Source organism: Candidatus Coatesbacteria bacterium (assembly GCA_014728225.1).
GTDB lineage: Bacteria > RBG-13-66-14 > RBG-13-66-14 > RBG-13-66-14 > RBG-13-66-14 > WJLX01.
In genome coordinates this window covers 1-8,230 of the sequence record WJLX01000061.1, presented here as the reverse complement: position 1 = coordinate 8,230, position 8,230 = coordinate 1, and the positions used below count along the sequence as shown (strand labels likewise).

General features: G+C 65.2%; 4 protein-coding genes. All 4 read left to right on the top strand.

Translation table 11 applies throughout. The features are described 5' to 3' along the window. The first annotated feature begins 302 nt into the window (after positions 1-302). The 4 genes from GF399_04800 (at position 303) to buk (ending at position 7,632) form a co-directional block, all read left to right on the top strand. Positions 303-1,667 carry an NCS2 family permease gene (locus GF399_04800; protein ID MBD3399631.1) on the top strand — a complete coding sequence of 455 codons (1,365 nt, stop codon included), beginning with the start codon at positions 303-305 and terminating at the stop codon, positions 1,665-1,667. Between the two features lie 179 nt (positions 1,668-1,846). Beyond that, positions 1,847-5,653 (top strand): GAF domain-containing protein, encoded by a 3,807-nt coding sequence (locus GF399_04795; GenBank protein ID MBD3399630.1) that lies wholly within the window; start codon positions 1,847-1,849, stop codon positions 5,651-5,653. Positions 5,654-6,040: 387 nt separating this feature from the next. Then, positions 6,041-6,355 (top strand): preprotein translocase subunit YajC, encoded by a 315-nt coding sequence (yajC, locus tag GF399_04790; GenBank protein ID MBD3399629.1) that lies wholly within the window; start codon positions 6,041-6,043, stop codon positions 6,353-6,355. A 206-nt stretch (positions 6,356-6,561) separates the two neighbouring features. Then, positions 6,562-7,632, top strand: coding sequence for a butyrate kinase (gene buk, locus GF399_04785; GenBank protein MBD3399628.1), 1,071 nt, complete (start codon positions 6,562-6,564; stop codon positions 7,630-7,632). Positions 7,633-8,230: the final 598 nt, after the last annotated feature.

Genomic DNA, 8,230 nt, shown 5'->3' with positions numbered 1-8,230 from the left:
TCGACAACGGCGGCGTCGACGAGATGCTTTCCACCCAGTCCGGCGAGACCGATGACGCCGACTACCGGCCCAAGCTGGAGCTGGACTACACCCCCAGCGCCGTCGAGCCGGCCAGTTGGGGCACGATCAAGACTCTGGAGTGACCTCTCACCCTCCGGTTGTTGTTCGGCATTGGCAGGGCCGCCCGCGGGCGGCCATTTTGCGCTTGTCCACGCCCGTAACCTCCTGCTATCATTAGCCCGACTGTGACAACTTATGCCCGTTACTGTCGATGCGTGTTAGCTTGAGGAGGACGAAAAGCGATGGCCTGGCTGGAGCGGACCTTCGAACTGACCGAGCGTGGCACCACGGTCAAGCGCGAGCTGCTGGCCGGACTGACCACCTTTCTGACGATGGCCTACATCGTCGTGGTCAATCCGCAGTTCCTCAACGCCTTCGGCGCGGCGCCCGAGATCGGCTGGCCGGTTTCGGCGGGAGTGACCGCCACCTGCCTGGCCTCGGGCCTGATGTGCATCCTGATGGGCGCCCTGAGCAACTACCCCATCGCCCTGGCCTCGGGGATGGGGCTCAACGCCATCGCCCTGGCGCTGGCCCATCAACTGGGCGGCTTCGGGGCCGCCATGGGCGTCTTCCTGATCGAGGGGCTGGTAATCACCGTCCTGGTGCTGACCCGGGTCAGAGAGCGGGTGATGCACGCCATCCCCCTGCCGCTCAAGCACGCCATCGCCGTCGGCATCGGCCTGTTCCTGACGGTGATGGGGCTGCAGAACGGCGGGATCATCGTCGACGATCCGGCCACCCTGGTCTCCCTGGGCGAGCTGTGGAGCTTTCCCGTGCTGACGGTCATCCTCGGCCTGTTCGTCACCGGGGTGTTGCTGGCCAAGGGGGTCCGCGGCGGGATCCTGATCGGCATCCTGTTCACCACGCTGCTGGCCACCGGGGCCAACTACATCGCCGGACCGGGGGAGCTGGGCTTCGCTCCCGGGACGGCGGTGCTGCCCGAGCGGATCCTGGCGGCTCCTGACTTCAGCACCTTCGCCGCCGTGGAGTTCGAGCCCATCTTCGGCGTCCTGGGCGTCCTGGGTGGGGTGCTGACCATCTTCTCGGTCATGCTGACCGATTTCTTCGACACCATGGGCTCGATCGTGGCCATCGGGGAGAAGGCGGGCTTCCTGGGCGAGGACGGCTCGATCCCGCGCCTGCGGCGGATCCTTCTCGTCGACAGCCTGGCGGCGGCCTTCGGCGGCCTGGCCGGGGCTTCCAGCGTGACCACCTACATCGAGAGCGCCGCGGGGATCTCCAGCGGCGGACGCAGCGGCCTGACGCCGATCACCGTCGGCGTCCTCTTCTTGGCGGCGATCTTCTTCCACCCCGTCATCGCCGTCATCCCGTCCCAGGCCACCGCCCCGGCCCTGATCATCGTCGGCTTCCTGATGGCCTCCCTGGTGACCCGGATCGACTTCGAGAACTGGGACACCGCCCTGCCCGCCTTCCTGACGATCATCGTCATGCCGCTGGCCTACTCGATCACCGACGGCATCGGCATCGGCTTCATCACCTTCACCTTCCTCAAGCTGCTGCGCGGCCGCTTCGGTGAGGTCCATCCGTTGATGTACGTGGTGACGGCGGGCTTCATCGTCTACTTCGTCACCCCGCTGCTGGTCTGAGGACGGCGGGCGGCGACGGGGCCGCAAGGGCCGGGCCGGGGGCATTCCCAAAGCCCCCGGCGTTATGCTACTCTATAGCTTTATCTGCGCCGTAGGCGGCCGTAGGCGGCCGTAGGCGTGGGTTTAGCGGTCGCCTTGCACCCGCAAACCCGCCTCCCACCCTTGGGAATCCCGGATCGATGAAGCGTTTCCAGCATTACCTCTGGATCGTGTTTCCCCTGCTGCTGATCGTGATCACCACCATCGGCGTGGTTCTCGACCGGTCGGTGCGCGAGCGCGCCGTGGCGACGCATTACGCCGGCGAGCAGAGCGTCAACCGCAGTATCGCCGGGGCGATAGCGGAGAACTACCGTGATTACGAGTCCTCGTTGCGGACGTTGGCCGAGCCGGCGACGGTGCCGAACCGCGCCGCCCTCGAGAGCGGTATGCGGATTATCTACCGTCACACCAGCCTGGACCGGATCTCGGCGATGGAGCGCCTCCTGCTGAGCAATCTCGACGGCGAGTGGGTCTACCGCCTGCCCGATCAGACCGCGGTCAGCACCCGCCGCCTCCACGGTTCGGGTCAGGGATACTGCGCCGCCGGCGAGGCGATGGCCCGGGCCTTCACCGAAGAGCGTACCGTCGTCTCCCGCCCCTTCGTCCAGGATGACAAGGTCTATCTGAGCATCAACGTCCCCGTCGACAACACCGACTTCGCCGGCGTCCTGGTCGGCGTGGTCAGCCTGACGGCCTTCACCGAGCAGTTGATCACCGACGGCGGTCCGGACTGCCGTCGCTTGCTTCTCGACGGCGACACCCGGGTTATCTACGGTTGCCGAGAGCTGGACCTGCTGGATGAGTTCTTCACCGCCGGCGATAACGGGGATGACGCCCGTCTGGAGCTGCTGCGTCTGCGGATCGCGACGGGGCGGCCCGGGGTGGACCGGGTGCCGTCGAGTCTGTTGGCCGGCTACGGCGGGCCGCACGAAGATCTGGTCATCACCTTCCAACCCTTCGGTCTGGGCGGCGAGGACTTCCTCTTGCTGTCGGTCAGTGAGTGGGACGAGGTTCTCGGGCCCTTCACCGCGGCCCAACGCCAGCACTGGTTGATCTTCGGCGGTCTGGTGCTGCTGACCGTCGTACTGGGTCTGGTCCTCTGGCGCCGGCAGTCCCGCCGGCTGGCCGAGGAGCTGGACGAGCGTCTGGACCGCGTGCGGGACGAACGTCGCCGGGCCCTCGACGGCCTGCGCAGCATCAACCGCGCCCTGACCAGCGGCGGTGAGCTGAAAGAGGTTCTGCAGCCGGTCTCGCACAATATCGCCGCGGCGCTGGATCTCTACGCCGTACAGGTGCTGGTCGTCGACGAGGATGACGAGGGCTCGACGTCAACCACCGAGCGCGTCTTCACCTGTTACAACGACGACGTCCCCGGGGCACGACGCATCCTGGAGCGTCTGAGCCGCGACACCGACGGCTCCGATGAACTGTACGCCCATACCGTCGACAAGGTGCGCCGCCTGCGCGGCCCCGCCGTTTTGTGCGCCGACCAATCCCTGTCCGACGGCCTGGAGGACGTCGCCGAGCAGTTGCTGCACAAGCTGGCCGAGCACGGCGTCATCGACGCCGTCGTCTGCCCCCTGTTCAGTTCCCAGACCTTCGAGGGCGCCGCCCTCCTCTGGAGCCGCCGCGACGATCTGCCCCTCGAGGACTACGAAACCTTCGGCATCTACCTGGCCCAGGCCGTGGCCACCTCACGCAGCGAGCACCGCCGGCGCCGGACCCTCGATGAGCTGGACGAAGCCTACGCCCGGCTGCGCGATTTCCAGCAGATCGGCGCCGAGATCCTCGGCGAGGTCGATCTGGTACACATCTGCCAGCGGGTGGTCAATGCGATCACGAACTATTCCACCTTCCAGCGCGCCGTCCTCTCGTTGATGGAAGACGGTGTGCTGCACCGCTTCGCCTTCGCCAACATCGACGAGGAGGACGTCCAGGCCCTGCTGCAGGCCGAGGCCTTCACCGCCGAGCAACTAGAGCGCATCCAGGCCGTGGCCCACCGGATCGGACGCTGCTACTACCTGCCCGGCGAGCTGGGTCTGGAGGTGCTGGGCGGCCTCAGTGTGCCCTCGCGGGTCGAGGCCGACCGCTTCGAGGACTGGAGCCCCGACGATTTCTTCTTCGTGCCCCTGGTCGGCCAGCAGGGAGAGTTCCTGGGCCTGATCTCCGTCGACGATCCCGAGGACGGCCGCGTTCCAACCGCCGCCAGTATCCAGCCCCTGGAATCCTTCGCCAGCCTGGCCGCCCAGGCCATCGCCACCGCCCGCCTGCAGCAGCGGCTGCAGGAATCCCGCGAGCGCTACCGCGCCCTGTTCAGCGAGGCCTCCGACGCCCTGTTCGTCCTCGATGACGACCTGCGCCTGACCAACGTGAATAAACGCTTCTGCGAGCTGGCCGGTCATACCCGGGCCGCCTTGCTCCAGGTAGAGCTGACCGAGCTGGTCGTCGAGGAGCAGCGTGACGAGATCCGGCGCGCCCTGGAGCGCGTCCATTCCGGCCTGGGACGCCAGGAGGTCGAGTTCCGCTTATTGACCGCCGACGGCGAGGAGCGGATCGTCCAGCTCAACATCGAGCGCAAGTCCAGTACCGGGGATCCCATCGGTGAAGCCTCCGACAGCTGTCAGGGCTCCCTTCACGACGTCACCGCCACCAAGCGGGCCGAGGGCGAGATCCTGCGCCGCCAGGAGCAGCTCAAGCTGATCAACAAGCTCGGCCGCCTGGCCCTGTCGTCCTTCGACCGCAAGACCCTGATCAAGCAGACCGTCGAGGCCCTGTACGACTCGGGCGCCTACGACAACGTCGCCGTCTTCCTCCTCGATCAGGACGCCGGCGAGCTGGTCCTCGAGGCCATCCGCGGCTTCTACGAAGTGTTGATCTCCGTCGGCTACAGCCTCTATCGCGACCAGGGTATCGTCGGCTGGGCGGCCACCACCGGTACGACCAAATACGTGGGCGACGTCTACGATGAAAACCGCTACATCCAGCCCGTCGAGGTCTTCGAGGTCGGCAGCGAACTCTGCATCCCGATCCTGATCGAGGGCGAGGCTGTCGGCGTGCTGGATTTCCAGTCCTCCCGGGTCGACGCCTTCGACTCCGCCGACATCTCGGCCCTGGAGACCGTCGCCGACCAGCTCTCCCAGGCCTTGCACAACATCAACCTTTACCAGGAGCTGCGCGAAAAGGCCCTGGCCCTGGCCCTGGCCAACGAGGAGCTGGTCAAGCTCGATCAGATGAAGTCCGATTTCGTCTCCATGGTCAGTCACGAACTCAACACTCCGGTGACCGTGATCAAGGGCTACGCCCAGCTGATGTTCAACCGGATCATCGGCGACGTCAACGACAAACAACTCGATCTTCTCGGCACGATCATCGAGAAATCCGACCATCTGACCAAGCTGATCAACGAGCTGCTGGACCTGTTGAAGCTCGAATCCGGCCAGTACGAGCTCGAGCTCGAACGGACCGACGTTTCCAAAATGCTCGAGGACTTCTTCGAACACCAGGAGAAATACCTCGACACGCCGCGGATGAAACTGGTTCTCGATCTACCCAAGGAGCCGGTTATCCTCAACGTGGATAAGGCCAAGCTGCACACCATCTTCTACCACCTGCTCTCCAACGCCAACAAGTTCACCATCGGTGAAGGGTCCGTGACCATCTCCGCCGTCGAGCAGGACGGCCATTATCAGTTCACCGTCGCCGACGCCGGCATCGGCATCCCGGAGAGCGAGTTCGAGCGCATCTTCGACCGCCTCTATCAGGTCGACTCCACCCTGACGCGCCACTACGGCGGAACGGGACTGGGCCTGGCCATCACCCGGGCCATCGTCAATCGTCACCACGGCAAAGTCTGGGTGGAGAGCGAGTTGGGGGTGGGCAGCCGCTTCATCTTCACCATGCCCAAGGAGCTGACCATCAAGCGCGATCTGTGGGAGGACATCGAGTAGCGGCCTCACCGGTGATAACACGAGCGGCCCCCGGAAAACCCCCTTCCGCGACCGGTGCCGTCATCGTCAGCGCCGGAACCGGCACGGTTTTTGCATCTCGGCGCCCGTCCGGACGGCGGCGGCCGTGCGCCTCCGCAAAAACCGTGCCGGTTCCGGCGCGCGCGGCGGGGCTTCGGCCGCATCTTTGCCAGTGGCTGTTTTCCGGGGGCCGCCGCAGTGTGGCGGTGCATCTGCGACGGCGGAGGTGTGAACACGGCGCACGGTTGACCCTCCGGGCGGGCTTTGCTAAACTCCGCCCCTGCGAAGTAACACCTTGCGGTTTCCCTGCAGTTCAGCTAACAACCACAGCCGAGGAGCGGCTCCTTGTTTACCGATCTCGTACTCGCGATGGGCGGTGGCGGCGCTGAAGGCGACAGTGGCGGCATCCTGGGGATGATCCTGCCCTTCGTCATCGTCATCGCCATTTTCTACTTCCTGATCATCCTGCCCCAGCGGCGCAAGGAGAAGAAGAAGCAGGCGATGATCGACGCCATCGCCAAGGGCGATCGCGTGGTTACCATCGGCGGCCTGCGCGGCACCGTGGTGGGGGTTGATGACCGTGACAACCTGGTCACCATCCGGGTTTCCGGCGATGTGAAGCTGGAATTCCTCAAGAACGCCATCGCCAGCGTGGAACCCAAGAACCGACCAGTCGAGGAATGATGCCGGGCGCGGTTGGAAATCACCCCGTCAACGGTTAGACTGTAGACGGGTTGGCAAGACCGTGGTCGAGCGGCGTACCCGCGACCGGGAAACGCCGCTTCATAAACCTGCGTAAGTAGCTGAACCTGTCACATCGTCCCGTTAGCGGCGGTGTGTCGACTGCATTCATCCACTCTCCAGCGCGAGCGACCGGAGGCGTAGCGACGATGGCTGAGAAGATACTGGTGATCAATCCGGGAGCGACCTCGACCAAGGTCGGCGTGTTCGACGGCGAGCAGATGGTCTTCACTGAGATCGTCCGCCACCACACCGACGATCTGATGGACTTCAACAGCATTCTCGACCAGCTCGATTACCGCAAGCAGTTGATTATCGACGTCCTCAAGCAGGTGGACATCGAACCGGGCGATCTCAGCGCCGTCGTCGGCCGCGGCGGAGCCTTCAAGCCGCTGACCTCGGGGACTTACAAGGTAAACAACGCCATGCTCAGCGATGTGCGCGAAGGTAACGTGGCGGCGGATCACGCCAGCAACCTCGGCTGCATGCTGGCCCAGCGGATCGCCCATCCCAACGGCATCCCGGCTTTCATCGTCGATCCGGTCAGCGTCGACGAGTTCGACGACATCGCCCGCGTCTCGGGCATCCCCGAGTTGGAGCGTCGCTCACTGTCCCACGCCCTCAACCTCAAGGCCACGGCGCGGATGGCTGCCGCCGATCTCGGCCAGCCCTACGAGAAGCTGAAGCTGATCATCGCCCACCTGGGCACCGGGATCAGCATCAGCGCCCATCGCGACGGACGGATGGTCGACGTCAACAACGCCAACGACGGCGGCCCCTTCTCGCCCCAGCGCTCGGGCAGTCTGCCGACGACGGGCCTGATCAAGCTGTGCTTCTCCGGCCGCTACTCCGCCGCCGAGCTGAAGAAGCGCGTCGTGGGTAACGGCGGCCTCAAGGCCTATCTGGGGACCGACGACGCCCGCGAAGCCGCCCGGGCCATGCGCAAGGGCGACAAGAAGGCCCGCTTGGTCCTCGACGCCATGACCTATCAGATCGCCAAGGAGTGCGGCGCGATGGCGGCGGTGCTCAACGGCGGACAGGACGCCGTGGTGGTCACCGGCGGCATCTCGCAGAACGAGACAGTGATGGAGCTGCTGACGCCACGGCTGGAATGGCTGGGCAAGCTCCTGGTCTATCCGGGTGAGGACGAACTCTGCGCCCTGGCCAAGGGCGCCCTGCGCGTGCTGCGCGGCGAGGAGAAGCACAAGGTCTATCGCTGAGCCGCTAACCCGGCCGGCCCGATGCGACGGGACCGCCCTCGGGCGGTCCCGTTTTCATGACGTCTCAGCCGAGCGGTCATACGCCGCCGGGATGTCCTCGATCCGCTTTCGGTCGGCATCGGCGGCGGTATCGACTCGCTGCGGATGTTCCAGCACCGCGAGTGAGGCCTAGATTAACGTCCCCGGGGCCAATGGCCCATTGATCCGAGATAGATCAAGCTGGAGCAGCAATACCTTCCTGAAGCGATCAAGTAACGGCGATGGACCGACAAATACCCAGATAATATTTGTGATCATCACAGAAGATGAACAGCAGCTATTGCGGTTGGGTTCTTCCAGCGGCGTGAACGGGTCTGTCATCCCGCCACCGATCGAGGGGGGGAATGTGGCGGGGAAGAGCGGGTCGCGGGAGCGGCACGTCAACCGTCCCAGTTGCAGCTACCGCCATCACTACCGTCGCGGCGCGGGTCGCCAAGGACCTGGGCAGCCATCGTAATACGGCTTATTGTTACGACAAGCGAATCCGCCGGCGCCACGCCGCCGCTCGCCGGGCCGAGCTCGACCCGACCAGCTACACCGATAAGCCGACGGCCGGCGG

Excerpts from the sequence above, each read along its gene's own strand:
- buk (MBD3399628.1), top strand. The coding sequence starts at position 6,562 with ATGGCTGAGAAGATACTGGTGATCAATCCGGGAGCGACCTCGACCAAG.
- GF399_04800 (MBD3399631.1), top strand. The coding sequence starts at position 303 with ATGGCCTGGCTGGAGCGGACCTTCGAACTGACCGAGCGTGGCACCACG.
- yajC (MBD3399629.1), top strand. The coding sequence starts at position 6,041 with ATGGGCGGTGGCGGCGCTGAAGGCGACAGTGGCGGCATCCTGGGGATG.
- GF399_04795 (MBD3399630.1), top strand. The coding sequence starts at position 1,847 with ATGAAGCGTTTCCAGCATTACCTCTGGATCGTGTTTCCCCTGCTGCTG.